Genomic DNA, 23,962 nt, shown 5'->3' with positions numbered 1-23,962 from the left:
GTCACGCAGCTCCGATGACGGGAGAGAAGACAAAGCGGCAGTTTCGCATCGGCTTCCAGACATCGATCATCACGGTGTTCGTGGGCGTGGTGCTGCTCGTGGGCCTGACGCTGGTCTATCTCAGCTTCGAGCGCGTGACCTCGATCACGCGGACGGCCGCCTCCGGCTTCATCGAGAAGGTGGCGCAGCTCGGTGCCGACCATGTCGACGAGCAGTTCAAGAATGTCCGCGACAATCTCGACGTCCTGTCCGGCATGCCGCCGATCCAGGAGGCCGACATCGCGGACAATTCGCGGCTATACAGCCTGATGGCGGCGATGCTGCGCAACAACCCGCAGCTCTTCAATCTCTATGTCGGCTACGAGGACGGCTCTTTCATCGAGATGGACGTGATCGACCGCGCCAAGCCGGCGTTCCGGGCGGGCCTGAAGGTCGATGAGGATGCGAAATTCCGGCTGGTCGTGATCTCGCGCACGGCCGGCAGCGCCCCGGTCACGCAATATCTGTCCGAAAACCTCATCGAGGTCGCGGAGGTCCCCGGCCCTGCCGGCTACGACCCACGGCAGCGGCCCTGGTATGTCGAGGCGTTCAGGAACGACAAGACGCTGCTGACGGGGCCTTACGTCTTCTACGCCACCGGCGAGCCCGGCTACACGCTGCGAACGCCGCTGAAGGAAGGCCGCCGCGGCGTCGTCGCGGGCGACGTGCTGCTGAACCGGTTCGAGGACATGCTGGCGGAGCAGAAGCTCGGCCAATCCGGGCTCGCCTTCCTGTTCAACGATGCCGACCGCATCGTCGGCCATCCCGAGATGAACCGCCTGATGGCGGAGATCCCGGAGCGTCAGGACGACCTGCCGCAGATCGGCGCGCTCAGGCTTCCTGCATTGGTGCCGATCATCCGCTCCTGGCGCGGCGGCGGGCCGGCCCAGCAATTCTTCACGGATGCCGCGGGCCGGACCTATATCGCTGCGGTTCACCGGCTCGATACGACCGGCTCGGCCAATGTGCGGCTCGCGATGTTCGCGCCGCTCGATGAATTCTACGCCCGGATCATCAATGAGCGGCGCACGCTGTTCGCGCTGGCGCTGGCTTTCGTCGGCGCGACGCTGCCGTTCGCGTTCTGGCTGGGGTCGCGGATGGCGCAGCCGCTGCGCAAGCTGGTCGAGGAGACCGATGCGATCCAGCGTTTCGACATCGCGGAACGGCCTCGCATCCACTCCGCCATTGCCGAGTCGAGGAGCTCGGCCGCTCGGTCTTCACCATGCGCAGCGTGGTCCGCAGCTTTGCGAGCTTCATTCCGCGGCCGATCGTGCGGCAGCTGATCGAGACCGGCTCATCACTCCGCCTCGGCGGCTCCAGGCGCGAGGTCACCGTGCTGTTCACTGACGTCGCCGACTTCACGGCCAAGACCGAACGCGCGGACCCGTCGCAGGTGATGATCTACACCTCGCGCTATTTCGCGGTGCTGTCGGACGAGATCATGCGGCACCAGGGCACGGTCGACAAATATATCGGCGATGCCGTGATGGCGTTCTGGAATGCGCCCGCGGATGATCCTGATCATACCGCCAATGCCTGCCGCGCGGTTCTCGCCTGCCTCGCGGCGAACGAGGCCCTCAACAAGGACTTTAGGCGCGAGGGCTGGCCGCCCTATGACACGCGCTTCGGCCTGCATGTCGGCGATGCCGTGGTCGGCAATGTCGGCTCGAGCGACCGGATGAACTATACCGCGCTCGGCGCCACCGTGAACCTGGCGTCACGGCTGGAAGGCCTCAACAAGAGCTACGGCACGCGCGTGCTGGTCAGCTCGGCTGTTCGTGCCCGCGTGGGCCATGCGTTCCTGTTCCGCAGCGTCGACAACATCACCCCGAAGGGGTTTGCCGAACCGATCGAGGTCAGCGAGCTGCGCGGGGAGCTGGCGCAGGCGGGCGAGGCCGAGATTGCGATGTGCCGCCGCTGGGACGAGGTGTTCGCGTCAATCGCCCAGGACGGTTCGGCCGAGACGGCCCGGGTCCGGCTCTCCGGATTCCTGCACGACTATCCCAAGGACTCCGTCGCGCTGCTTCATGCCCAGCGAATACGGTCCTCGGCCCAGGGGGCGGCGGCATGAGCATTCGCGAGCCCAGTCGCCGGCAATTGTTGCGCCGGGGCGCCGCGCTGGCGGTCGCGTCGGTCGGGCTCGCGGCACCGGCCATTGCGCAGGCCCGCACGAAACTCCGGCTCGGCTATCTCCACGTGGTCGCGGTGGACGGTCATATCTGGACCGGCCTCGATCGCGGCTCGTTCGACCGCGAGGGCATCGATTTCGAGCTGCACGAGTTCAACACCGGCCCCGAGGTCTTCGAGGCGATGATGCGCGGAGAGCTCGAGGTCGTCTCGGCCGGCGGTGTCATCTCCAATTATCTTGCGCTCGGTCGCGGCCGGGGTTTTCTCATCAACGACATCGAGGTTGCGACCGCGCAGCTCTGGGGCCGGCCGTCGCTCGGGGTGACCAAGCTCGCCGATCTCAGGGGCAAGCGGATCGCGACGACCATGAAGACCACGGCGCACATCTTCCTCGACCGGGCGCTGCGCGCCAACAGCATCAATCCGTCCGAGGTGGAGATCGTCAATTCGAGCATGCCGGATGCGGTCGGGGCGTTCATCGCCGGCGAGGTGCCAGCCGTCGCGCTCTGGGTGCCGTTCAACGTCGCCGTGCGCGAAGCGCTGCCCGAGGCGGTCAAGCTGGTGGATGCCTCTGCGTTCTATCCACAATCGGCCGTGCTCGGCGGCTGGGCGGCGCGGACCGATTATTATGCCGGAAACAAGGAGGTCCTGAGCCGGATCATCCGTGGCTGGGTCGATGCGAACGACCACATGGTGCGCAACCCGGCCGCCGCGGCCGAAGCGCTCCAGGCCCACTACAGGCGGTCGCGTCCGGCCGATCTCACCGAGGCCTTCAAGGCGCAAAAACTCTACTCCGCGCGTGAATGGCGGCGGCTCTACGCGGACGGAACCGTCGCGAAATGGTTGCAGCAGGTCAGCGACTTCTTCATGACGGACGCCGGTGTCACCAATGCCGTGCGCGCGTCGGATTATTTCGATACGCAGCTCTACCTGGCAGCGGTCGGATAGTGATCATCCACGAACGCGACCGGCGTTCCTTTCGCGACGCGCCCGGCAACGCGTTCGGCATCCCAATTGGTGAGGCGCACGCAGCCGTGGGATTCGGCCTTGGAGATCTTGTCCGGCGACGGCGTGCCGTGAATGCCGTAGCCTTCGGCGGAGAGGTTGATCCAGACCGTGCCGACCGGGTTGTTCGGGCCGGGCTTGATGGTGAAGGGCTTACTGGAATGGACGCCCTTGAAGCGGTAAGCGGGATTGTAGCGATAGAACGGATTCTTGCTGACTTCCGTGACCTTGAGCGTACCTGAAGGCGACGGCTTCTCCTCGCTCCCGACGGTTGCCGGATAGAACCCGATCAGCGCATTCGACTTGTCGAACAGCTTGACGGTCTGCCTGACCTTGTCGATCTCGACCCTGTCGGCCTTGGCGGGTGCCTCCTCGCTTGCGCTCGCAGTGTCGACGACGACGATGGTGTCGCCGGCCCGGTCGAACTGTCGCCCGGGGTTGAGCGCGGCAAGGAGCCGCTCGCTCATGTGGAACTTCTCGGCGAGGGCTTCGCGCGGACTGGTGTAGCCAAGCTTCGGGATGTCCTTCATGTCCTCCATCTTCGACGGCAGCTTGTTCAGGAACGGGCCCGCCATGTCCTGCTCGGTGATGGTGTAGGTCAGCGTCACCGGCCGGTCGTCCGCCCGCAGTGCCTTCCAGACCTCCTCGGTCGGGTTGTCCGAGCTCGGCAGTTGCCGGGCTTCGGCATAGGCCCGCAGCGCCTTCTTCGCGTTCTCGCCGAACCTGCCGTCGATCTCGCCTGGCGAGAAATGCGCCCTGTCGAGCAGGACCTGCAGACGCACGCCCGCCGGCGTCGGCTTCTCGTTCGAGAGACTCTTCTTCGAGGGCTCGGCAGAATCGATGGCGGCGGGGTTGATCTCGGCCGCGAATGCAGGCGCCGTGCTCAGCGCAAGGGCCAGAACAAGGCAGATTTCGCGGGCGCGGCCGGCCGACCAGGCGCCCATCACTGTCCTTCGCAACACGCGACCGCCCATCTGCCAGCTCCGGGATGGAGACACTCACCGAAATGGCAACTCGGCGCGAGGGCAGAAGTTTCCGGTTTTTCCCGGGCGGAGTTATCTGCGGCGCATCCTTCGAGACGCCCGCCCACGGCGGGCCCTCAGGATGAGGTCGCGTCCTGCGGCGAGATATCAGAGCGCCGCGCGGCGCGCCGCCATCTCGACCGCGAGCAGCAATGCGGCGCGGCTGGCGCCGATCGATGCGATGCCCTGGCCTGCGATGTCGTAGGCGGTGCCGTGCGCGGGCGTGCAGATCGGGAATGGGAAGCCGCCGAGCAGGGTCACGCCGCGATCGAACCCCATCAGCTTCATCGCGATCTGGCCCTGGTCGTGATACATCGTCAGCACCGCGTCGAAGGCGCCGGCCTTGGCGCGCAGGAATACCGTATCGGCCGGGAACGGTCCCTCGGCGGCAATGCCCTCGGCCTGCCCGGCCGCGACCACGGGCGCGATCACATCGATCTCCTCGCGGCCGAAATTGCCGCCGTCGCCGGCGTGCGGATTGAGACCGGCGACCGCGATGCGCGGCCGCGCGAAACCGGCGTTGCGCATGCAGGCATCGGTCAGCTTGAGCGCACGGTGGATGCGCTCGCTGGACAGGTTTGCGGCGACGTCCTTCAGCGGAATGTGCGAGGTGACGCGTGCGTTCCAGAGCCGGTCCAGCACGTTGAATTCGCTTGCAGGCGTCCTGAGCCCGACAACCTCTGCGGAAAACGCGATCTCGTCGTCATACTCGGCGCGGGCAAGCCGCATCGCCTGCTTGTTGAAGGGAGTGAAGCAGACGGCATCGACATGGCCGTCGCGGCCAAGCTCGAGCGCGTGCCGGTAATTGGCGAGCGCGAATTTGCCGCCGGCAAGGGTCGCGGTCTTCGGCTCGACATTTCTGGGATCGAGATGGCGGAGGTCAAGGAACAGTGCATCGCCCTGTGTCGCGCGAAAGTTGGCGCCCTGCTCCACTCCGGTCAGCTCCGGTGTGACGCCCGCGACGCGCGCGCCCTCGTCGAAGATGCGGCGGTCGCCGATCACGACCAGGCGGCAGCGGGCGCGGATATCGTCCTGAGCCACCAGCTTCGCAGTCAGCTCTGGGCTGATGCCGGCGGGATCTCCCATTGCCAGCGCGATGAGCGGCTTTGCGGTCATATGATCACCTTCTCCTGAGCAGTCGTCGTCTCATTGGCGGATAGCGCAGGCTTGCGAAACAGGCGCGCGAGCTGCAAGGCAAGCGGAAGCAGGAGCAGCGCAATGCCGCCCACGATCAGGCAGGTCACCAGCTTGTTGGCGAAGAAGATCCCGAGCGATCCCTTCGACATCAGCATCGATTGCCGGAACGCATCCTCGGCCTTGTCGCCGATGACGATCGCGAGCACCAGCGGCGCCAAGGGATAGAACAGCTTCTTGAAGAGATAGCCGACAATGCCGAAGCCGAGCATCATGACTACGTCGAGATAGGAGTTCGACACCGAATAGGCGCCAACGACGCAGATGATGACGATCAGCGGCGCGATCACCACGAAGGGAATCCGCATCAAGGCGGCGAACACAGGCACGGTCAGCAGCACCAGCGCGACGGCGACGATGTTGCCGACATACATCGAGGCGATCAGGCCCCAGACGAAGTCTTTCTGGTCCACGAACAGCATCGGGCCGGGATTGAGGCCCCAGATCATCAGGCCGCCCATCATGACGGCGGCGGTGGCGGAGCCGGGAATGCCGAGCGAGAGCATCGGCAGCAGCGCGCTGGTGCCGGCGGCGTGGTCGGCCGTCTCCGGCGAGATGATGCCTTCGACCTCGCCGGTGCCGAAATATCGACCGCGGCGCGAGAAGCGGCGGGCGATGCCGTAGCTCATGAAGGACGCCGCGGTCGGGCCGCCCGGCGTGATCCCCATCCAGCAGCCGATCGCGGCGCTGCGCAGCAGCGCAACGCTGTGGCGCGGCAGCCGGCCGACCGCACGGAACACCTCGCGCCAGTCGATCTTGGAGGAGACCGCGCGGGCATGGAACTCCTCCTCGACCGCGACCAAGAGCTCGCCAATGCCGAACAGGCCCATCACCGCGACAACGAAGTTCACGCCCTTCACCAGCTCGTCCACGCCCATGGTGAGGCGCACGCTGCCGGAGACGGTGTCGATGCCGATCGCAGCGATGGCAAAGCCGATCGCCAGCGCCACGACGGTCTTGATCGGCGCCGCGCCGCCCATGCCGACGAAGCTGGCGAAGGCCAGGAAATAGACCGCGAAATATTCCGGCGGCCCGAAGGCGAGCGCGACCTGCGCCACCCAGGACGCGAGGAAGGTGATCAGGATGACGCCGATCAGCGCGCCGAACGCCGCCGAGCCGAAGGCGGTCGCGAGCGCCGTGGTCGGCCGGCCGTCGCGCGCCATGGGGTAGCCGTCGAAGGTGGTTGCGACGGAGGACGGCTCGCCGGGGATGTTGAACAGGATCGAGGTGACGGAGCCGCCGAACAGCGCGCCCCAATACATGCTGGAGAGCAGGATGATCGCCGACACCGGCTGCATGCCGAAGGTGAGCGGCAGCAGCAGTGACACACCGTTGGGCGCGCCCAGTCCCGGCAGCACACCGACGAGAATGCCGAGCAGCACGCCGACCGCCATCAGGAGCAGATGCGGCATGGTGACCGCGATGGTGAAGCCGTGGAGGAGCTCCTGGAGATTGTCCATCCGCCCCTCCGTCAGAAGCCGAGCGCGACGGCGAGCGCGCCGTGCGGCAGGCTGACCTGGAACATGCGCTCGAACACCACATAGAGCGCGAGCGCCGTGGCCGCCGCCATGGCGAGCGCGCGCGGCAGGGATTGGTGTCTTGGGATCGCCAGCACTGCGAAGACATACCCCGCCGAGGCGAGATACATGCCGAGCAGCGGGATCGCGGCCACGAAGATCGCAGCCGGCACGAACAGCCCGGCGAGCCGGCGCAGCTCGATTCCCGTGATCGCGATGGGGACGTTGGCGAGCGAGGCGACCGGCAGCACGCCTCGCACCAGATTGTAGAGGCTGCCAGCGACGATGATGATGCCGGTCAGGAACGGGAACGTGCCGGCGTCCACGCCCGCGCTCGACCAGCCGATGCCGTTGTCGAGGCTGGAGATGACGACGGCGACACCGAAGCTGCCGGTGAGAGCGGCGGTCGCAAGCTCAAGCGCGCGGCGCGAGATCATCGAGGGCTCCAGTCGAATGGCGTGTTTTACCCACCACTAAGCGTCGTCCCGGCGAACGCCGGGACCCATAACCCCAGGGAGACGTTTGACGAAGACTCGAAGCCACGTCGGTACGACGACCAACCGTCCTCGATAGATCACGCGGTATGGGTCCCGGCGTTCGCCGGGACGACGGTGGAGATTGTGGCACGAGCCCCGCCTCACTTCACCAGCCAGCCCTGCTCGCCCGCGACCTGCTTGACGTGCTCGAGGTCCTCCTTGATGAACTTGTCGAACTCGGCGCCGGTCAGGAACGTGTCGACCTGGGAGGTCTTCTCGATGTAGTCCTTCCATTCTGGCGTCGCCTGCACCTTCTTCATGAGGTCGACATAGTACGCGGCCTGGTCCGGCGTGATCTTGCCGGGCAGCCACACCGTGCGCGGCTGCTCATATTGCTTGATGTCGAGGCCCTGCTCGACGCAGGTCGGAACATCGCTCCAGCCTTCGCTTGCCGTGACCTTCGGCCCCTGCGGCAGGCGCTTCGGGCTGAAGACGCAAAGTGGGCGCTGCGTGCCGCCGCGCCATTGCCCGACGCTTTCACTGGGATTGTTGACGTGGGAGTCGAGGTGTCCGCCGGCGAGTTGCACAGCGGTCTCGGCGCCGCTCTTGAAGGGGATGTAGGTCAGCTTGACCTTGCCGGCCTTCTCGATCATGCGCGTTAGCACCTCGTCGGTGTCCTTGGACTGCGCGCCGCCCATCTTGAACTCGCCCGACGCGGCCGCCTTTAGGTAGTCGCCCGCATTCTTGTAGGGCGCGTCCTGCTTGACCCAGAGCAGGAACTCGTCCTGCGCCATCGCCGCGATCGGGGTGAGGTCGGTGTAGTTGAAGGCGACCTTGGAGACGAGCGGCTGCTGCCAGGCGTTCGATGTGCCGAAGATCACCTTGTAGGGATCACCCGCGGAGGCCTTGCCGTAGACATAGCCCTCGGCCCCGCTGCCGCCGCCCTTATTGACGACGACGATCGGCTGCTCCGTCAGCTTGTACTTGGTGATGATGTTCTGCACCGCGCGGGCGAGATTGTCGGTGCCGCCGCCCGGCCCTGCCGTGGCCACGAACTCGATCGGCTTCTGCGGTTGCCACGCCGCAAACGCCGCCGGCGTGCCTGCGAGCGCGGCCACAGCCACAGAGAGCAGAAGCGTTGATGTCCGACCCATGATTTCCTCCAGCTTCTTTTGTTTTGTTTGATCCGTCGTATCGACGTCCGGTCAGGCGACGCGTTCCTCGCGCCTCCCTGATGCCAGAACGATCGCGCCTTCTTGCTCGAGCGCTTCAATCTGCTTGGGGTCGAACCCGTATTCAGCCAGCACATCGCGCGTATGCTCACCATAGACCGGTGCGCCCGACAGCACTTTGCCTGGGGTCTCCGAAAACTTCACGGGAAGACCGATCGTCTTGACGGGGCCGAGCGTGGAGTGCTCGACCTCGACCACCATCTCGCGCGCCAGCGTCTGCGGATCGCTCAGCGCCTCCAGCATGTCGTGCACGGGGCCGCACGGCACGCCCTTCTCGTCCAGCGCCGCCAACCAATGCGCCCGCGACTCGGTGCGGAAGCGCTCGCTCAGGACCGCTTCGAGCTCCTTCAAATTCGCCATGCGGTCCGAGCCGTTGACGAAGCGCGGATCGACGGCGAGCTCGCTCGCGCCGAGCGCTTCCAGCATCAGCAGCCAGTGCTTCTTGTTGGCGCCGCCGACAACGAGCCAGCCGTCGGAGGCTTCGAAGGCCTGATAAGGCGCGTTGAGCGGATGGGCCGAGCCCATCGCGCGCGGCGCGGTGCCGGCGGCGAGCGCGATCGTGGATTGCCAATAGGTCTGCACCAATGCGGCCTCATAGAGCGAGGTCTCGACCCACTGCCCTTCGCCGGTCTTGAGACGGTGCGTATAGGCAGCCAGAATGCCCATGCTCGCGAGCAGACCGGCGGTGATGTCGGACAGCGGCGGTCCGCACTTGACGGGCGGACCGTCGGGACGTTCGCCCGTAAAGCTCATGATGCCGCTCATGGCCTGCGCGACGAGGTCGAAGCCGCGGCGGTGCTTGTAGGGACCGGTACGGCCAAAACCCGAGAGCGAGCAATAGATCAGCGAGGGATGCTGCCTGTGCAGCTCCTCGTAACCGAAGCCGAGGCGCTCCATGGCGCCGGGCGCAAAGTTCTCGACCAGCACGTCGGCGGTGGCGATCAGTCGCCGCAGCACCTGCTTGCCGCCGTCGGTCTTGAGGTCCAGCACGATGCCGCGCTTGTTGCGGTTCATCATCAGGAAGGAAGCCGCCTCGTCGCCGATCTTCGGCGGCACCGAATGACGGGTGTCGTCACCGTTCGGCGATTTCTCGATCTTGATGACGTCGGCGCCCATGTCGGCGAGCATCAGCGTGCAGGTCGGCCCCGCCATGACGTGAGTGAGATCGATGACCTTGAGGCCGGCGAGCGGTCCGGAACGGCGGGCGGTGGATTGCGAGCTTTGCATCGGGGCGTCCTATTGCCCGCGCCATTGCGGCGCGCGCTTGTTGAGGAAAGCATCGAGCCCTTCGCGAAAGTCCTGGCTCGTGTAGCACATCAGGATGAGGTCTTCGCCCTCGTCCCGCGTCAGCCGCTTTTGCAGCCGGGCGACCGCCTGCTTGGTGGCAGTCAGCGTCAGCGGCGCGTGGCTGGCGAGCAGCAGGGCCACCTCGTCGGCGCGCTGGTCGAGCACTGCGATGTCATCAACGACCTCGCCGAGCAAGCCGACGCTCGCGGCCTCTGCGGCGTCGACGAGGCGCGCGGTGAAGATCAGATCCTTGACGCGGGCGGCGCCAATCAGCGCGGTGAGACGGCTGACATTGGACATCGACAGGCAATTGCCCAGCGTCCGCGCGATCGGAAATCCGATTTTCGTGCTGCGCGTCCCGATGCGAAGGTCGCAGGCCGCGGCAATGCCCGCTCCGCCGCCGGTGCAGAAGCCGTTGATCGCGGCGATGGTCGGCACGCGGCACTGCTCGAGCGTGGTGAGCACCCGGTCGATCCGGTTCTCGTAGTCGATGGCGTCCTGCGGCGTCTTGAATTCGCGGAACTGGTTGATGTCGGTGCCCGACGCGAAGGCCTTGTCGCCGGCCCCACGCAGCACCAGTACCTTGATCGATTGATCGCGGTTGGCCTCCTCGCAGATCGCCGCGAGGCGCTCGTACATGGCGAAGGTGAAGGCATTGCGCGCCTGCGGGCGGTTGAAGGTAATCCGCCCGATGCCGTCCTTGCATTCAAAAACGAGGTCGTTTGCCTCCACTGCCTGGTCCATTTCCTCATATCCTCTTGTTTTTTACATTTTTGAATGCAAAATTTACGATTATCAAGCTGGAACTTCCAGATTTCGACGCATAATTGCATTTTTGCATTCAAACCGTGGAGCAGGTGCCATGCTGCATGAGGAGGTTGTCGGCCGCATCCGCGCCATCCTGCTCGATGGCGAGATCCCGCCGGGCGCGCGGATCCCGGAGCGCGAGCTGTGCGAACGGCTCCAGATCTCGCGCACGCCGCTGCGCGAAGCGCTCAAGGTGCTGGCCGCAGAGGGGCTGGTGCAGCTGCTGCCGCATCGCGGTTCGCGCGCGGCAAAACTGACCGACAAGGACATGCGCGATCTGTTCGAGGTCTGCCAAGGCCTGGAGGCCCTTGCCGGCGAGCTCGCCTGCGAGCGCATCAGCGATGCCGGGATCGGTGAGATCGCTGCCGCGCATGAGGAGATGGTGCGGCATTATCGCGAGGGCGATCTGATCCAGTACTATCGCGGCAACCGGGCCATTCACGAAGCCATCGTCACCGCGGCGGGAAATCCCGCGCTTGCGGCGGTCTATGCCTCCGTGACCGCGCGCATCCGCCGCGCGCGCTACGTCACGCCGACACCGCAGCGCTGGGCGCTGGCGGTGAAGGAGCATGAGGCGATCCTGAACGCGCTGCAGCGGCGCGACGGCGCCGGCCTCGCCCACATCCTGCGCGCCCATCTGCGGCACAAGCGCGAGGAGGTCTTGCAAGCCGGCTTTGCCGAAACCGACGCAAGCGAGCCCACGCTGAAGATCGCGTGAGGCAAAGGCTTGAGCATCAGCCTGACCTGCGCCGAACGCGCCGGCAAACAGCGGTTCAATCAGCCGACGAATGGATCACGACGCCATGCTGCTCGGCGATTGGCGCGACGCTCTGGATCGGCGGCATCCGTCCGTTCTGCTTCGCCAGCTCTGCGAAGGCAGCGAACATGCGATCGAGGCCGGCGCCAGGCATCGCGAACACCAACAGGCGCGCGGTATCGGTGCCGGCATTGCGATAGCCGTGGCGCCGGTGGCGTGGCGCAAAGACAAATGCGCCGGGGCCGAGACGCAGTGGATCGGCCGCGCCTTCGACGTCCATGAGCACTTCGCCACTCAGCACATAGAATGCTTCATCCTCGCGGCTATGCGTGTGCGCCGGTGCGCCGCGCCCCGGCGGCACGATCGATTCCCATATCGAGAATTGTTGACCGGTCTCGCTCGCCATCGCCTTGTAGCTGTGTGTCACGCCGAGCACGTCGAGCGCAGGTCCAGTCCCCGGCGCGCGGAACAGGGGTTGCGCGACATCACTGGTCATATTGCTGGTCATGGCGGTTCCCTCCGCGGATAGGGTTGCGACACATTGACTTGCAGCGGGTGCGAACCCGCCCGATGCCGCAACGTTCCTTCCAGCGCGTGCCAAGGATGCGTGATGATGGAACCACGCTCGTCCCACCACGGCGGCCGCCACTTGCCGCGCCTGTGGGGCTTCCCAAATGAGCGGAAGGCCTGTCTCGGATTCTCCTTTCAGGTTCTCCAGACGCGGAGACCAGCATGCCCTCACCGGCCGCCGCAAACGAGACTGAACGTCTGGCCGCCCTGCACGCGCTCGACATCGTCGATAGCGCGCCGGAATCCGCTTACGACGAGATCACCCAGCTTGCGGCGCAGATATGCGGTTGCCCGGTGTCCTATATCAGCTTCATCGATGATGAGCGGCGTTGGCTCAAGGCAAGATACGGCCTGCCGGCCGAAGTCACCGACGCGCCCCGCGCGAGCGCGGTTTGCACGACGACGATCTGCGGCGCCGAGCTGCTCGTCGTGCCCGACCTGAAATCCGATCCGCGCTTCGAGAACAGCCCGATGGTCATGCTGACGCCGCCCTGCCGCTTCTATTGCGGCATGCCGCTGATCACCGACGAGGGCTATGCGCTCGGCACGCTCTGCGTGATGGACTTCGAGCCGCGGCGGCTGTCATTCGAGCAGACAGAGGCGCTCCGGATGCTGTCCCGTCAGGTGCTGGCGCAACTCGAGCTGCGCCGGAAGCTGATCGAGTACGGCCGGACGATCAGGGATATGGAGCAGGCACGACTGGAGGCCGCCGCAGAGCGGGCGCGCGCCGAGGATCTGCTGCGCAATGTCCTGCCGGCGCCGATCGCCGACGAGCTGAGGCGCAGCGGCAGGGTCCGGCCCAGATACACGCGGTCCGCGACCATCCTGTTCGCGGATATCCAAGGCTTCACGCTGCTCGCCGAACGAACCGAGCCGGCGCGGCTCATCAACCTCCTCGATCGCTGTTTCTCGACCCTGGACGAGATCGGCGCCCGACACGGGCTGGAGAAGGTCAAGACCATGGGCGATGCCTACATGGCGGTCGCCGGCGTCCTTTCGCCCGATCGACGCCACCCGATCGATGTCTGCCTGGCGGCGCTGGAGATGCGCGTCCGGCTGGACCATCTGGAGGCGCAGGGCCAGGCCAGCGGAGACCAGGCCTTGCAATTGCGCATCGGCATCCATACCGGGCCGGTCATTTCTGGTGTCGTCGGCAACCGCAGGATGACCTTCGATATCTGGGGCGACGCGGTCAACACCGCATGGTTCATGGAAGCCTTCGGCGTTGTCGGACGGATCAACGTCTCGGAGACCGTGGCAGGACACGTCAATGGCCTGTTCGAGCTGGAACCGCGAGGCCCGATCGAAGCCAAACACCATCGCGCGCACGAGATGTTCTTTCTCAATGGCTTGAAGAAGGAATGCTCGCGCAACAGCGACGGCCATCTTCCAAACGACTATTTTCTTGCCGAATACAACCGCATCGGCGGTTCGCGATTGGGCCCGAATTGACCAGCGCGCGTATCCCTCAGGCGAGATAGCCGGAGACGCCGTCCCACAACAGCTTGAGCGCAGTGACCACGAGCAATCCGTAGCAGGCGCGAAAAATCTGCTGCTGATCGAGCTTTCCGTGCAGGCGCCAGCCGAGCCAGACGCCGGCCGGAATGGCGAACAGACAGATCGCCATCACGATCCAGACGTTGCCACTGGGGCGCACCAGCAGCAGCCACGGCACGGCCTTGGTGGCGTTGCCGACGGTGAAGAACAGGCTCGTCGTCCCCGCATAGACCTCCTTGCTGAGGCCGAGCGGCAGCAGATACATCGCCAGCGGCGGTCCGCCTGAATGCGCCACCATGGTCGTGACACCAGAGGCGAGGCCGGCGGCGACCGCCTTCGGCTTCGAGCGCGGGCGGATGATCACCTTCGGATCGCTGAAGAACCACAGCCCGACAAAGACCAGGGTGACGACCGCCATCACGATCGCGACGGCGCGATGGTCGAGCACGCGGAACAGGCCATAGCCGAGCCCGATGCCAATCAGCAGCCCGGGCAGCAGCAGCGCGAGGTCCGGCTTCGACCAGGTCGACGGCTTCCAGTAGCGCAGCGCGAACAGGTCCATCGCGATGAACAACGGCGCGAGCAGGCCGCCGGCGGTCACCGGGTCCATCACGAAGGACAACAGCGGAATGCCAACGATGGAGAAGCCGCCGCCGAAGGCGCCCTTCATGAAGCAGATCAGGAACACGCCGGCGAAGGCGATGAGGATGGTGGTGACCGTCAATTCCATATCGGCATCTCCGACACGATTTGGCTGATCCCACCCCTCGCTTTCTCTACGAAGCCCGCCGGCGTGAGGTGTCCTCGCTCCGGAAAAACAGGCCGGGCAGCGCCGAGGGCACGCCAAACACCAAGCCGAGGAATCCGAGAAACAGGTCGAGATAACTGACGGTCATTTTCGTGAGCTCCGTAGTCCCGGGCGAACGCGGTGCAATGTTCTGATTGCCCGGACTATGAGCCGATACATACCTCAGTACAATAAGAACATTGTACTCGGTGCAATTCGGTCGGGCTTTTTGACTAAACGGCGGCTCTTCCGAAACGACCTGAAATGACGTTCCGGCTTTCGATCGCCTGGACGGAGTTCTCGAACGCTCGTTCGAGGACGCCTCTGCCGATGGTGCCGAGCACGAGGCCGAGGATCCAGCCCTTGAGGTTCTTGCCTTCGCGCACGACGACGACGTCGATGTCGGTCATCCCGTCGCGCCGCCGCGTGAAATTGTAGGTGTGGCCCGACGCGCCGCCCCACACATTGGATCGATCGTCGTCAGCACGACGCGGTTGGGGTTGGACCAGTCGTAATGCAACCGCTCCCAGATACCGCGCGAGCCTTCCGTCACGTCGGCGCGCGTCGGGCCGAGATGATGCAGTTCGAGATACTCATCGGCACTGTTGCTGAACACATGGGAGCGATCGGGACCGAAATCGGTGAGCGCGGCGATGTACCTCTCCGGGGTCAAGGTGGTGGTTCGATGCAGACGGATCGTGGACATCGCCGGCTCCCGGGATTCAGTTCGAGATCGCGTTCGGATTGCGGATGGTCAGCCGATCGCCGGTCCGGCTGATCTCCAGCGCGCTTGCCTCCATCGGCGTCGAGAGAAGGACGCGCTGGCCCGACGCCAGCACCGACACGAAGCGGATCGGCGTCCCGGCCTCGCCCTGCGCAAGCGTGGTGACGACGCGGAATCCGGCGGGCTCGACGGTGTAATAGGCAACGCCCGTGAGTTCGCCGAGACGGATGCTGCTGCCCTCGATCGGCTTCAGCCCGGCGGCGTGAGCGGCTCCCAGAGAAGCGATGGTGAAGGCGGCTGCGAGAAGTGTGCTGCGGATCGACATGCGACCCTCCGTTGGTTTGGGCGGCGGGCGCGATGTCCGCCTGCTCCCTTGCGGCAGGACATGGGCAGGCTAAGATCATTGATCAAACAGATGGGGTCGATAATGGGTATCGATGCTGTCAATCTTGGTCGTATCGACCTGAATCTCCTTGTCCATCTCGGCGCGCTGCTCACCGAGCGGAACGTCACGCGGGCTGCAACGCGGGTCGGCATCGGCCAGTCCGCGATGAGCCACAACCTCGCGCGTCTGCGGGAGCTGTTCAGCGACGAGCTGCTGACGCGGGGGCCCGACGGCATGCGCCTCACGCCGCGCGCGGTGACGTTGCTCGAGCCGGTGCAGTCGATGCTGGCCCAGGTCGAAGCGCTGGTGTCGCGCGAGCAGGCCTTCGATCCGGCAACAGCGGTGCGAACGTTCAGGTTCGGCTTGCCTGACAGCATGGAGGTCCTGATCATGCCGGCGCTGCTGGCGCGCATGCGCAACGTCGCGCCCGGCATTCACCTGCGGCTCTACAATTTCGACGCCTCGCGCCTGCTCGACGAGCTCGATGCCGACGAGATGGACCTCGCCATCGGCTTTGACGCATTCCAGCAGGGACAGCTCCACCACAAGCGCCGCAAGCTGTTCAGCGAGAGCTATGTGTGCATGTTCGATGCCGAGAAGACCGGGATCGAGCCTCCGATCTCGCTCGACGACTATGTGCGGCTGCCGCATGTGCTGACCAGCCTGCGGCCCGCGCGCAATCCACGGGGCATTGTCGACGATGCGCTGGAGAAGCTCGGCTTGCGCCGGTCCGTCGCCCTGACCACGCCGCGCTTTCTCACCGTGCCGTCATTGGTGGCGCGCGCGCCGGTCATCGTAACGATACACTCGCGGCTGGCGCGCCGCTTTGCCACCGAGCTGGGGCTCAGCATCAGCCCTCTGCCCATCGAGCTGCGCGACGTCACGGTCTCGCTGCTCTGGCACGCCTCTTACGATCACGATCCGGCTCACACCTGGCTGCGCGAACAGGTCGCGCAGCTCGCGTCCGAGCTTTAAGCGGGCGCCGTCCGGAACCATCGGTCTGGAGCATTTTTCGGCAAGGCTGGCCCGTTCCAGGCAAGAGCCTCAGTCGCATCTGGCGTAAGATACTTTCCAGATGACGCAGACCGGCTTGAGAGCGTCAGGCCGGCTGTCCTAGTCATCTGAAGCTCACGCAGTGCCAAGGAGACATGCCATGAAGATCGTCGTGATCGGTGGGACCGGATTGATCGGATCCAAGCTCGTGGCGAAGCTGCAGCAAAAGGGCCATGAGGCGGTGGCGGCCTCGCCAAAATCGGGCGTGAACGCGGTGACCGGGGAAGGCCTCGCAGCGGTGCTGACCGGTGCCGACGTCGTCGTCGATGTCGCCAACGCGCCGTCCTGGGAGCCTGCGGCCGTGCTCGAATTCTTCGAGCGATCGAGCAAGAACCTCGGGACGACAGAGGCCGCAGCGGGCGTCAAACATCACGTCGCGCTGTCGATCGTCGGCACGGATCGGTCGCCCGACATCGCCTATTTCCGCGCCAAGCTCGCGCAGGAGACCATCGTCAAGGCATCGTCGGTCCCCTACTCGATCGTGCGCGCCACCCAGTTCTTCGAATTCCTCGGCGCCATCGCGGAGTCGGGCGCGGCCGAAGGCCGGATCGTCGTCCCATCGGCGGCGTTCCAGCCGATCGCATCCGACGACGTGGCCGCTGCCCTCGCCGAGGTCGCAACGGGCCGGCCGTTGAACGGCACGATCGATATCGCGGGACCTGAAAAGGCGCCCTTCAACGAGTTCGTTGCGCGCCGTCTGAAAGCGGCCGGCGACAGCCGTCCGGTCGTGGGTGACGCGAAGGCAGGATATTATGGCTCTCCCATCGCGGACACTTCGCTGGTCCCGCTCGGCGAGGCACGTCTCGGGAAAACGTCGCTCGCGACATGGCTGGCGACGGCCTGAGCATCCGCGATCCCGCGGCCACTGCAACCACAATGAAGGACTACCCATGCGCAGATTGCTGATCGCAGCCGCGGTTTATGCCGCGACTTTCATGGCGGCCCATGCAGCCGAGACGGCAGCGTCGCCTGCGAAGATCACGGTCGTTTTCGACCAGACGCTGCCCAACGTCCCGGGCAAGAGCATGAAGGGCGTGCTGGTCGAATATGGTCCTGGCGGCTCCTCGCCGGCCCACATGCACCCGCGCTCCGCGTTCATCTATGCCACCGTGCTGGAAGGCGCGATCCGCAGCCAAGTCAATGACGGCCCCGCCAAGGTCTATCGCAAGGGCGAGAATTTTTCCGAACGGCCCGGCGACCGTCATGCCGTCAGCGCCAATGCCAGTGATAGCGAGCCCGCGAAGCTGCTCGCGGTGTTCGTGCTGGATACAGCCGACACGGAACTGGTGATGCCGATGGCGAAGTAGAGCGCGGGCCGAGGGCCGCCACGCCCGCTCGGCCGCAATTTCGCGTTCGCCCGATTATCCCTAGCCCCCTCTGTCGGCTGAATTGATGGCGCGTTAGCGTGAAGCTCCCCTGCTCCACGCTTCACGCGCACATGCGCTCGCCCTCAAGCAGCCAACGGAGACCATCATGACCAAACCCGGCATCGTTTTCGCACACGGCCTCTGGGCTGACGGATCGTGCTTCGGCAAGCTGATCCCGAAATTGCAGGCCGAAGGTCATGAAGTCATGGCGAGCCAGCACGGCCTCGATTCACTCGCAACCGACGTCGCCGCGGTGACGGCATGTCTTGGCCGCGTTCCAGGGCCAGTGGTCCTCGTCGGCCACTCCTATGGCGGCACGTTGATCACGTACGCCGGAACTGATCCGCGGGTGGCCGCGCTGGTCTACATCGCCGCGCTCGCCCCCGATGCCGATGAAACCTCGCAGAGTCAGCTTGCCAAGTTTCCGACGACTGAGGTGTTCAGCCATCTCGATGCGCCGCAAGGGCGCATCTGGCTGAAGCCAAGCGGCGTCAAGCATTTTGCCGGAGACCTGCCCGAGGCCGAGCAGAAGCTGGTGTATGCGACGCAAGGCGCGCCGGTGGCAGATCTCTTCAACCAGAAGGTCGACGGCACGGCGTGGAAATCCAAGCCGAGCTGGTATGTGCTCGCGACCCAGGACCAGACGGTTCACCCGGAGCTGCAGCGCTCCGTCTCGAAGCGCATGAATGCGACGGTGACCGAAGTCACCTCGTCCCACGTCCCCATGCTGTCGAAGCCGGACGTGGTCCTGGACGTGATCCGCAAGGCTGTGAGCGCGGTCTCCAAAAGCTGATATCGGCGCCGCTGCCGGCCCGATGCGGATGCGATCATAGCTTTCAAGATCAGGCCCGGCGGCGCGTGTCTGCCGGGCCTGTGATCTATTCCGCGGGCGCCGCAACGGCGACGGGATTTTCGGCTGCATCCGTCTGCTTGCCCGGGAAAATCTTGCGGACCAGGACGAACAGCGCGGGCACGAAGAAAATGCCGAGCACGGTTGCCGCGATCATGCCGCCGGCAACGCCGATGCCGACCGCGTTCTGGCTGGCGGAGCCGGCGCCGGTCGCCACCGCCAGCGGCAGCACGCCGAGGATGAAGGCGAGCGAGGTCATCAGGATCGGACGCAGGCGCTGGCGCGCCGCATGCAGCGTGGCCTCGACCAGGCCGCGGCCGGCCGCGATCTGCTCCAGCGCGAATTCGACGATCAGGATCGCGTTCTTCGAAGCGAGGCCGATCGTCGTGAGCAGGCCGACCTGGAAATAGACGTCGTTGGCCTGGTTGAACAACGTCGCTCCGAGCAGCGCACCGAGCACGCCGATCGGCACCGTCAGCATCACCGCGAACGGCACCGACCAGCTCTCATAGAGTGCGGCGAGGCTGAGGAACACGATCAGCAGCGAGATCGAATAGAGGTACAGGGTCTGGCTGCCGGTGAGCCGCTCCTGGAACGACAGGCCGGTCCATTCATGGCCGTAGCCCTTGGGGAGCTTGGCCATCTGCTCCTCCACCGCCTGCATGGCGACGCCCGAGCTGATGCCCTGCCCCGCCTGGCCCTGGAGCTCGACGGCGGCAACGCCGTTGTAGCGTTCGAGGCGCGGTGAGCCAAAGCTCCAGCGATCGGTGGCGAGCGCCGAGAACGGCACCATCGAGCCCGAAGCATTGCGGACATACCAGCGGCCGATGTCGCTGGTGTCCATGCGGAACGGCGCATCGCTCTGCACATAGACCTGCTTGACGCGGCCGCGGTCGATGAAGTCGTTGACATAGGCGCCGCCCCAGGCCGCCGACAGCGTGGTGTTGAGGTCGTTGAGGTTGACGCCGAGCGCAGTGGCCTTGGCCTGATCGACGTCGAGATCGAATTGCGGCGTGTCGTCCTGCCCGTTCGGCCGCGCCTGCACGACCCGCTTGTCTGCGGCGAGCTGGCCGAGCAGCTGGTTACGGGCCTGGATCAGCGCCTCGTGACCGTTGCCGCCGGTGTCCTGGAGGTAGAGGTCGAAGCCGCCGGCATTGCCGAAGCCGGGAATCGACGGCGGCAACACCGCGAACACCATGGCGTCGCGGATCTTCATGAACGCCCCCATGGCACGGCCGACCACGGCCTGCGCCGAGGTGCCTGGACGCTTGCGCTCATCGAACGGTTTCAGGCTGACGAAGGCGAGCCCGACATTCTGGCCCTGGCCCGCGAAGCTGAAGCCACTGACCGCGAACACGCCCTCCACCGCATCCTTCTCGTTGTCGAGGTACTGATGCTCGACCTGCTTGATGACTTCGAGCGTACGCGCCGAGGTCGCGCCGACCGGAAGCTGGATCAGGGTCATGATCGTGCCCTGGTCCTCCTCGGGCAGGAACGAGCTCGGCAGCCGCTGAAACAGGAACACCATGCCGGCGACGATCGCCGCGAAGGCGATGATCACGCCCGCGACGCGCCTGATGGCGCCGCCCGCCGCGCGCTGGTAGCCGTCCGCCATGCGGTCAAAACCGCGGTTGAACAGGCCGAAGAAGCCGCGCTGGCTGCCGTGATGTTTTGGCGGCTTCAGGATGGTGGCGCACAAAGCCGGCGTCAGCACCAGCGCCACCAGCACCGAGAGCAGCATGGCGGTGACGATGGTCAGCGCGAACTGCCGGTAGATGATGCCGACCGAGCCGTTGAAGAACGCCATCGGGATGAACACGGCGGAGAGCACGACGCCGATCCCGACCAGCGCGCCGGTGATCTCGCGCATGGACTTTTCAGTCGCCTCGCGCGGGCCGAGATGCTCTTCGACCATCACGCGCTCGACATTCTCGACCACGACGATGGCGTCGTCGACCAGCAGGCCGATCGCCAGCACCATAGCGAACATCGTCAGCGTGTTGATGGAGTAGCCGGCGAGCGAGAGCACGCCGAAGGTGCCGAGCAGCACCACCGGCACCGCGATGGTCGGGATGATGGTGGCGCGCCAGCTCTGCAGGAACACGAACATCACGACGAAGACGAGCGCGATCGCCTCGAACAGGGTGTGGATCACCTTCTCGATCGACAGCTTGACGAAGGGCGTGGTGTCGTAGGGATAGACCACGCGAAGCCCCTCGGGCATGGTGGCACTGAGCTGGGCGACGCGCGCCTTCACCGCTTCGGAGGTTGCGACCGCATTGGCGCCGGTCGCAAGGCTGATGCCCATGCCCGCCGCCGGCTTGCCGTTGTAGCGCGCCGTGGAATCGTAGGACTTCGAGCCGAGCTCGACGCGCGCGACGTCGCCGATGCGGACCGTCTGGCCCGATGTCGCGGTGCGCAGGATGATGTCCTTGAACTGCTCGACGGTCTGAAGGCGGCTCTGCGAGGTGATGGTGGCATTGAGCTGCTGGCCGCCGACGGACGGAAGTCCGCCGAGCTGGCCGGCCGTGACCTGGGTGTTCTGGGTCTGGATCGCCGCGATCACGTCGCCGGGCATCAGATTGTATTTGGTCAGCTTGTCCGGATCGAGCCAGATGCGCATGGCATATTCGGCGCCGAACAGCGTCACCTGGCCGACGCCGGCGACGCGGCTGATGGGATCGTTGACCGAAGACGCCACGTAATCGGCGATGTCGCTGGCGGCGAGCCGTCCGTCCGCGGAGACGAAGCCCAGCACCATCAAGAAGCTCGCCGACGATTTCACGACCTTGATGCCCTGCTGCTGCACCACCTGCGGCAGCAAGGGGGTCGCGAGCTGGAGCTTGTTCTGGACCTGCACCTGGGCGATGTCGGCATCGGCCTCGTTGGTGAAGGTCAGCGAGATCTGCACGACGCCGGTCGAGGTGCTCGACGAGGACATGTATTGCAGATGGTCGAGGCCGGTCATGTTCTGCTCGATGACCTTGGTCACCGAGTTCTCGGCGGTCTGGGCGTTTGCGCCGGGATAGGTCGCCGTGATCGTGACCACGGTCGGGGCAATCTGCGGATATTGCGCGATCGGCAGGCGCATGATGGCGAGCACGCCGCCCAGCATGATCAGGATGGCGATGACCCAGGCGAAGATCGGCCGCTTGATGAAGAAATGCGACATGATGATTATTGCTCGGTTGTGGTGGGAACGGGCCGCGCATCGGCCTGCTGGGTCGGGTTCACCGTGAGGCCGGTTGCCGGATCGACGACGACCTCCACCGTCTTCACGGGCGAGCCGGGGCGCGCCTTTTGCGTGCCGTCAACGACGAGGCGATCGCCCGCCTTGGCGCCTGATCGCACCAGCCAGTTGCCGCCGACGTCCTCGCCGAGATCGAGCGTGCGCTGCTGGATCTTGCCGTCCTTGTCGACGAACATCGCCACCGCCTGCCCCAGCGGATTGCGCGACACCGCCCGCTGCGGCACCAGGATCGCGGCAGGGTCGACGCCGGCGACGATTCGTGCGCGCACATACATGCCGGGCAGCAGCGCGCGCTCGGGATTGGCGAAGATCGCGCGCGAGGAGACCGAGCCGGTGCTCTCGTTGACGCTGGTATCGGTGAAACCGTATTTGCCCTTGTGGCCATAGGCCTTGCCGCTCTCCATCAGCAATTCGACCTGCACGCCGTCGGCCGGGCGCTTGAGACGGCCGCTCGCAATCTGGTTGCGAAGGCGCTCCATCTCGGAGGTCGACTGGTCGAGATCGATATAGACCGGGTCAAGCTGCTGGATCGTCGTCATCGCGGTGGCCTGGCTCGCGGTGACGAGCGCACCGGGCGTGATGGTCGATTTGCCGATCCGGCCCGAGATCGAGGCGGTGACCTTGGTGCGGTCGAGCGAAATCGCAGCGGTGTCGCGGTTGGCCTCGGCCGCCTTCAGATCGGCCTCGCCCTGCTTGTAGGCAGCGACCGCGTCGTCGACGTCCTGCTGGCTGGCGGCGTTGGTCTGCAAAAGCTGGGTTTTGCGCGCAGCCTTCAGCTTGACGCTGACCAGCGTTGCCTCGGCCCGCTGCACCGCGGCCTCCGCGCTCGCAAGGCCTGCCTTGTACTGAACGGGGTCGATCTCATAGAGCAGGTCGCCCTCCTTCACCTCGGCGCCCTCGACGAAGTCGCGCTTGAGCAGGATGCCGGTGACCTGCGGCCGGACCTCGGAGACCTGATAGGCGACGACGCGTCCCGGCAGGACCGTCGAAATCTTCGCTTCCTGCGGCTTCAAGGTCACGACGCCGACCTCCGGCACCATCTGTGGAGGCCCGGCTTGCTGGCTCTGGTCCCCGCAGGCTGCAAGCAGCAGGGCAATCAACGGAACAGCACGGGCGATCGGGGGGCGCATGATGACGATCCATGGGTGAGGTTGCGGCCCCTTCCGGGCACCGCGCGCGGAAACATCCGGAAACTCCTCAGTTTCCATGTGGAAACTTGGTAGTTTCCTTTCCCAAAGTCAAGTGCTAGGCTGCGCGCATCGTTGCGTTCAAGCAGTCGTGAAGCGGCTCGGATTTGGCGGCAGGTTTTGGATGGCGAAAACATCGGCGAATCGCAGGCACGCCAGCAGCGATGCCGCGCCGGAACGGAGTCCTCCCGCTCCGGATGCGCGCATGGTGCAATTGCTGGCGGCCGCGAAGGACACCTTCACCAGCAAGGGTTTTGCCGCGACCACTATGGACGACATCGCCGGCGCTGCGGGCATGTCGAAGAAGACGCTCTACAAATTGTTCGAGAGCAAGACCGAACTCTTTCGCGCCATGCTGCTGCGCAGCCTGCCCGAAGCCGATTACGCCGACGCGCCTTCGGAAGGCTCGCCAGTGACCCGGCTTCGCAACATGCTCCGAGAGGCCGCCGACGTGGCGCTATCGCCGGGCGAGATCGCGCTGCAGCGTTTGATCATCGGTGAACGTCAGGCCTCGCCGGAGCTGGGGCGCATGTTTGCCGAGGTCATCATGGAGAGCGGCACGCAGCATATCGTCGAGCTGCTGAGGACTATCCGCCTGGAGCCCCGTTTCGAGGACGTGCCGCTGCGCCTGGTCGCCGAAATGCTGTTCGGCATGGTGTTCGGCCATGATCATTTCAGGCTGCTGACCGACACCGGCTTTCGCCTCAACCGCCGCGCGGTGGACCGGCGGATCGACCTGGCGATTGCGACGTTCTGTGCGGCGGAGGATGGCGCTGAAGCTGACCGTCCGCCCGGCAGCGTAACGCCGGCGCGATCCTGAACCGCGACC

The 23,962-nt window shown here is 65.4% G+C and carries 24 protein-coding genes; 10 read left to right on the top strand and 14 right to left on the bottom strand.

The window, feature by feature from the left end; all coding sequences use genetic code 11:
• Nucleotides 1-14: 14 nt before the first annotated feature.
• From WN72_RS46990 to WN72_RS23520, 3 genes are read left to right on the top strand one after another with little or no spacing between them, the layout of a single operon-like run.
• On the top strand, nt 15-1,322 hold the full coding sequence (locus WN72_RS46990) for a cache domain-containing protein (protein ID WP_244553751.1): 1,308 nt from the start codon (nt 15-17) through the stop codon (nt 1,320-1,322).
• Nucleotides 1,262-2,110 (top strand): adenylate/guanylate cyclase domain-containing protein, encoded by an 849-nt coding sequence (locus tag WN72_RS46985; RefSeq protein WP_244553750.1) that lies wholly within the window; start codon nt 1,262-1,264, stop codon nt 2,108-2,110. Before WN72_RS46990 ends, WN72_RS46985 begins: the two co-directional genes overlap by 61 nt.
• On the top strand, nt 2,107-3,114 hold the full coding sequence (locus WN72_RS23520; protein WP_092216276.1) for an ABC transporter substrate-binding protein: 1,008 nt from the start codon (nt 2,107-2,109) through the stop codon (nt 3,112-3,114). The genes WN72_RS46985 and WN72_RS23520 overlap by 4 nt, the downstream gene beginning before the upstream one ends.
• On the opposite strand, the gene WN72_RS23515 is transcribed toward WN72_RS23520, so the two are convergent.
• From WN72_RS23515 to WN72_RS23485, 7 genes are all read right to left on the bottom strand, one after another.
• Nucleotides 3,093-4,115 (bottom strand): L,D-transpeptidase family protein, encoded by a 1,023-nt coding sequence (locus WN72_RS23515; RefSeq protein ID WP_167380837.1) that lies wholly within the window; start codon nt 4,113-4,115, stop codon nt 3,093-3,095. The two genes, WN72_RS23520 and WN72_RS23515, sit on opposite strands and share 22 nt — an antisense overlap.
• Nucleotides 4,116-4,301: 186 nt before the next feature.
• A complete protein-coding gene (locus WN72_RS23510) occupies nt 4,302-5,309 on the bottom strand; it encodes a 4-hydroxythreonine-4-phosphate dehydrogenase PdxA (protein WP_092216274.1) in 1,008 nt (335 codons plus the stop codon).
• Nucleotides 5,306-6,847, bottom strand: coding sequence for a tripartite tricarboxylate transporter permease (locus WN72_RS23505; RefSeq protein ID WP_092216273.1), 1,542 nt, complete (start codon nt 6,845-6,847; stop codon nt 5,306-5,308). Before WN72_RS23505 ends, WN72_RS23510 begins: the two co-directional genes overlap by 4 nt.
• 11 nt (nt 6,848-6,858) lie before the next feature.
• Nucleotides 6,859-7,341 carry a tripartite tricarboxylate transporter TctB family protein gene (locus WN72_RS23500; protein WP_028146300.1) on the bottom strand — a complete coding sequence of 161 codons (483 nt, stop codon included), beginning with the start codon at nt 7,339-7,341 and terminating at the stop codon, nt 6,859-6,861.
• A 200-nt stretch (nt 7,342-7,541) separates the two neighbouring features.
• Nucleotides 7,542-8,534, bottom strand: coding sequence for a Bug family tripartite tricarboxylate transporter substrate binding protein (locus WN72_RS23495; RefSeq protein ID WP_092216272.1), 993 nt, complete (start codon nt 8,532-8,534; stop codon nt 7,542-7,544).
• Between the two features lie 51 nt (nt 8,535-8,585).
• A complete protein-coding gene (locus WN72_RS23490) occupies nt 8,586-9,839 on the bottom strand; it encodes a CaiB/BaiF CoA transferase family protein (RefSeq protein ID WP_092216271.1) in 1,254 nt (417 codons plus the stop codon).
• Nucleotides 9,840-9,848: 9 nt separating this feature from the next.
• A complete protein-coding gene (locus WN72_RS23485; RefSeq protein WP_027557900.1) occupies nt 9,849-10,643 on the bottom strand; it encodes an enoyl-CoA hydratase/isomerase family protein in 795 nt (264 codons plus the stop codon).
• A gap of 118 nt (nt 10,644-10,761) precedes the next feature.
• Here WN72_RS23485 and WN72_RS23480 point away from each other — a divergent pair, with 118 nt between their 5' ends.
• Complete coding sequence (locus tag WN72_RS23480; protein ID WP_092216270.1) at nt 10,762-11,424, top strand: GntR family transcriptional regulator; 663 nt, start codon at nt 10,762-10,764, stop codon at nt 11,422-11,424.
• 55 nt (nt 11,425-11,479) lie between these two features.
• Here WN72_RS23480 and WN72_RS23475 read toward each other — a convergent pair whose 3' ends face one another.
• Nucleotides 11,480-11,971, bottom strand: coding sequence for a cupin domain-containing protein (locus WN72_RS23475; RefSeq protein WP_092216269.1), 492 nt, complete (start codon nt 11,969-11,971; stop codon nt 11,480-11,482).
• A 224-nt stretch (nt 11,972-12,195) separates the two neighbouring features.
• Between WN72_RS23475 and WN72_RS23470 the strand changes: the two genes are divergently transcribed.
• Nucleotides 12,196-13,485 (top strand): adenylate/guanylate cyclase domain-containing protein, encoded by a 1,290-nt coding sequence (locus WN72_RS23470; protein WP_092216268.1) that lies wholly within the window; start codon nt 12,196-12,198, stop codon nt 13,483-13,485.
• Between the two features lie 16 nt (nt 13,486-13,501).
• Here the strand turns inward: WN72_RS23470 and WN72_RS23465 are convergent, their stop codons facing one another.
• From WN72_RS23465 to WN72_RS23455, 4 genes are all read right to left on the bottom strand, one after another.
• Nucleotides 13,502-14,260 (bottom strand): sulfite exporter TauE/SafE family protein, encoded by a 759-nt coding sequence (locus WN72_RS23465; protein ID WP_027557898.1) that lies wholly within the window; start codon nt 14,258-14,260, stop codon nt 13,502-13,504.
• 290 nt (nt 14,261-14,550) lie between these two features.
• Nucleotides 14,551-14,727, bottom strand: coding sequence for a hypothetical protein (locus WN72_RS46980; RefSeq protein ID WP_244553748.1), 177 nt, complete (start codon nt 14,725-14,727; stop codon nt 14,551-14,553).
• Nucleotides 14,724-15,023: a hypothetical protein gene (locus WN72_RS46975; protein ID WP_244553747.1), complete on the bottom strand. Its 300-nt coding sequence runs from the start codon at nt 15,021-15,023 to the stop codon at nt 14,724-14,726. Before WN72_RS46975 ends, WN72_RS46980 begins: the two co-directional genes overlap by 4 nt.
• A gap of 16 nt (nt 15,024-15,039) precedes the next feature.
• Nucleotides 15,040-15,366 (bottom strand): hypothetical protein, encoded by a 327-nt coding sequence (locus tag WN72_RS23455; RefSeq protein WP_092216267.1) that lies wholly within the window; start codon nt 15,364-15,366, stop codon nt 15,040-15,042.
• Nucleotides 15,367-15,468: 102 nt separating this feature from the next.
• Between WN72_RS23455 and WN72_RS23450 the strand changes: the two genes are divergently transcribed.
• The 4 genes from WN72_RS23450 to WN72_RS23435 all read left to right on the top strand — a co-directional run bounded on the left by WN72_RS23450 (nt 15,469) and on the right by WN72_RS23435 (nt 18,639).
• Nucleotides 15,469-16,401, top strand: coding sequence for a LysR family transcriptional regulator (locus tag WN72_RS23450; RefSeq protein ID WP_027557895.1), 933 nt, complete (start codon nt 15,469-15,471; stop codon nt 16,399-16,401).
• 178 nt (nt 16,402-16,579) lie between these two features.
• Complete coding sequence (locus tag WN72_RS23445) at nt 16,580-17,323, top strand: SDR family oxidoreductase (protein WP_092216266.1); 744 nt, start codon at nt 16,580-16,582, stop codon at nt 17,321-17,323.
• 46 nt (nt 17,324-17,369) lie between these two features.
• On the top strand, nt 17,370-17,786 hold the full coding sequence (locus WN72_RS23440) for a cupin domain-containing protein (protein ID WP_092216265.1): 417 nt from the start codon (nt 17,370-17,372) through the stop codon (nt 17,784-17,786).
• A 166-nt stretch (nt 17,787-17,952) separates the two neighbouring features.
• Nucleotides 17,953-18,639 (top strand): alpha/beta fold hydrolase, encoded by a 687-nt coding sequence (locus tag WN72_RS23435; protein ID WP_027557892.1) that lies wholly within the window; start codon nt 17,953-17,955, stop codon nt 18,637-18,639.
• Between the two features lie 85 nt (nt 18,640-18,724).
• Here WN72_RS23435 and WN72_RS23430 read toward each other — a convergent pair whose 3' ends face one another.
• Both WN72_RS23430 and WN72_RS23425 read right to left on the bottom strand, forming a co-directional pair.
• Nucleotides 18,725-21,868, bottom strand: coding sequence for an efflux RND transporter permease subunit (locus WN72_RS23430; protein WP_092216264.1), 3,144 nt, complete (start codon nt 21,866-21,868; stop codon nt 18,725-18,727).
• A 5-nt stretch (nt 21,869-21,873) separates the two neighbouring features.
• The gene (locus tag WN72_RS23425) at nt 21,874-23,076 is read right to left on the bottom strand and encodes an efflux RND transporter periplasmic adaptor subunit (RefSeq protein WP_092216263.1); all 1,203 of its coding nucleotides are present in this window, start codon (nt 23,074-23,076) and stop codon (nt 21,874-21,876) included.
• A gap of 262 nt (nt 23,077-23,338) precedes the next feature.
• On the opposite strand from WN72_RS23425, the gene WN72_RS23420 reads away from it, so the two are divergent.
• Entirely contained in the window at nt 23,339-23,953 is a 615-nt protein-coding gene (locus WN72_RS23420; protein WP_092216367.1) for a TetR/AcrR family transcriptional regulator, read from the top strand.
• Nucleotides 23,954-23,962: the final 9 nt, after the last annotated feature.

This window comes from Bradyrhizobium arachidis (assembly GCF_015291705.1).
GTDB classification, from domain to species: Bacteria; Pseudomonadota; Alphaproteobacteria; order Rhizobiales; family Xanthobacteraceae; genus Bradyrhizobium; species Bradyrhizobium arachidis.
The sequence above is the reverse complement of the archived record's forward strand: the minus strand, read 5'-3'. Positions and strand labels throughout refer to the sequence as shown.

Excerpts from the sequence above, each read along its gene's own strand:
- WN72_RS23485 (WP_027557900.1), bottom strand. The coding sequence starts at position 10,643 with ATGGACCAGGCAGTGGAGGCAAACGACCTCGTTTTTGAATGCAAGGAC.
- WN72_RS46990 (WP_244553751.1), top strand. The coding sequence starts at position 15 with ATGACGGGAGAGAAGACAAAGCGGCAGTTTCGCATCGGCTTCCAGACA.
- WN72_RS23465 (WP_027557898.1), bottom strand. The coding sequence starts at position 14,260 with ATGGAATTGACGGTCACCACCATCCTCATCGCCTTCGCCGGCGTGTTC.
- WN72_RS23475 (WP_092216269.1), bottom strand. The coding sequence starts at position 11,971 with ATGACCAGCAATATGACCAGTGATGTCGCGCAACCCCTGTTCCGCGCG.
- WN72_RS23480 (WP_092216270.1), top strand. The coding sequence starts at position 10,762 with ATGCTGCATGAGGAGGTTGTCGGCCGCATCCGCGCCATCCTGCTCGAT.
- WN72_RS23505 (WP_092216273.1), bottom strand. The coding sequence starts at position 6,847 with ATGGACAATCTCCAGGAGCTCCTCCACGGCTTCACCATCGCGGTCACC.
- WN72_RS23445 (WP_092216266.1), top strand. The coding sequence starts at position 16,580 with ATGAAGATCGTCGTGATCGGTGGGACCGGATTGATCGGATCCAAGCTC.
- WN72_RS46985 (WP_244553750.1), top strand. The coding sequence starts at position 1,262 with ATGCGCAGCGTGGTCCGCAGCTTTGCGAGCTTCATTCCGCGGCCGATC.
- WN72_RS46975 (WP_244553747.1), bottom strand. The coding sequence starts at position 15,023 with ATGTCCACGATCCGTCTGCATCGAACCACCACCTTGACCCCGGAGAGG.
- WN72_RS23455 (WP_092216267.1), bottom strand. The coding sequence starts at position 15,366 with ATGTCGATCCGCAGCACACTTCTCGCAGCCGCCTTCACCATCGCTTCT.
- WN72_RS23510 (WP_092216274.1), bottom strand. The coding sequence starts at position 5,309 with ATGACCGCAAAGCCGCTCATCGCGCTGGCAATGGGAGATCCCGCCGGC.
- WN72_RS23435 (WP_027557892.1), top strand. The coding sequence starts at position 17,953 with ATGACCAAACCCGGCATCGTTTTCGCACACGGCCTCTGGGCTGACGGA.
- WN72_RS23515 (WP_167380837.1), bottom strand. The coding sequence starts at position 4,115 with ATGGGCGCCTGGTCGGCCGGCCGCGCCCGCGAAATCTGCCTTGTTCTG.
- WN72_RS23520 (WP_092216276.1), top strand. The coding sequence starts at position 2,107 with ATGAGCATTCGCGAGCCCAGTCGCCGGCAATTGTTGCGCCGGGGCGCC.
- WN72_RS23425 (WP_092216263.1), bottom strand. The coding sequence starts at position 23,076 with ATGCGCCCCCCGATCGCCCGTGCTGTTCCGTTGATTGCCCTGCTGCTT.
- WN72_RS23430 (WP_092216264.1), bottom strand. The coding sequence starts at position 21,868 with ATGTCGCATTTCTTCATCAAGCGGCCGATCTTCGCCTGGGTCATCGCC.
- WN72_RS23450 (WP_027557895.1), top strand. The coding sequence starts at position 15,469 with ATGGGTATCGATGCTGTCAATCTTGGTCGTATCGACCTGAATCTCCTT.
- WN72_RS23470 (WP_092216268.1), top strand. The coding sequence starts at position 12,196 with ATGCCCTCACCGGCCGCCGCAAACGAGACTGAACGTCTGGCCGCCCTG.
- WN72_RS23500 (WP_028146300.1), bottom strand. The coding sequence starts at position 7,341 with ATGATCTCGCGCCGCGCGCTTGAGCTTGCGACCGCCGCTCTCACCGGC.
- WN72_RS46980 (WP_244553748.1), bottom strand. The coding sequence starts at position 14,727 with ATGACCGACATCGACGTCGTCGTCGTGCGCGAAGGCAAGAACCTCAAG.
- WN72_RS23495 (WP_092216272.1), bottom strand. The coding sequence starts at position 8,534 with ATGGGTCGGACATCAACGCTTCTGCTCTCTGTGGCTGTGGCCGCGCTC.
- WN72_RS23440 (WP_092216265.1), top strand. The coding sequence starts at position 17,370 with ATGCGCAGATTGCTGATCGCAGCCGCGGTTTATGCCGCGACTTTCATG.
- WN72_RS23490 (WP_092216271.1), bottom strand. The coding sequence starts at position 9,839 with ATGCAAAGCTCGCAATCCACCGCCCGCCGTTCCGGACCGCTCGCCGGC.
- WN72_RS23420 (WP_092216367.1), top strand. The coding sequence starts at position 23,339 with ATGGTGCAATTGCTGGCGGCCGCGAAGGACACCTTCACCAGCAAGGGT.